The following is a 557-nucleotide window of genomic DNA, read 5'->3' as shown; positions in this document are numbered from 1 at the left end:
AATGGATTATCTACAAACTTTTCTACTGTTAATTCAGGCCTATTTACATACCCTCTTGCTAATCCATGTCCTGCTATATATAATTCTCCTGCTATTCCTATTGGTACAAGTTCCTTATTCTTTAAAATGTATAATTTAGTGTTATCTATAGGCTTTCCTATTGGTATTATTCTTTTATTATCATTAACACAATCAAAATAAGATACATCTATAGTTGCTTCAGTTGGACCGTATAAATTTATAATCTTTTTATTACCATTAAACAACTTATAAAATCTTGATACTTGTTTAAAGTTTAATGCTTCTCCACTTGAAAATACTTGTCTTAAGCTTGATAAATTTATATTATTTATATTTTCTTCTACAAAATATAAGAAAACATCTAACATAGAAGGTACAAAATGCATTGTTGTTACTTTATACCTATCTATTGTTTCTATTATTTTCATCGGATCTTTTTCAGCATTAGGACTAAGCATACATACTTTTGCTCCTACTAATGACCACCATAGAATCTCCCATACAGAAACGTCAAAAGTATAAGTTGTTTTTTGTAA

General features: G+C 27.5%; 1 protein-coding gene. It reads right to left on the bottom strand.

The window, feature by feature from the left end:
• On the bottom strand, window positions 1–557 hold a 557-nt coding region (locus B2671_RS01095), incomplete at both ends, for an AMP-binding protein (protein ID WP_346868750.1).

It is taken from the genome of Clostridium sp. UBA5119, assembly GCF_002414285.1.
Lineage (GTDB): Bacteria > Bacillota > Clostridia > Clostridiales > Clostridiaceae > Clostridium_J > Clostridium_J sulfidigenes.
Note: the sequence above shows the minus strand (reverse complement) of the source record. Positions and strands in the feature narration are given on the sequence as shown.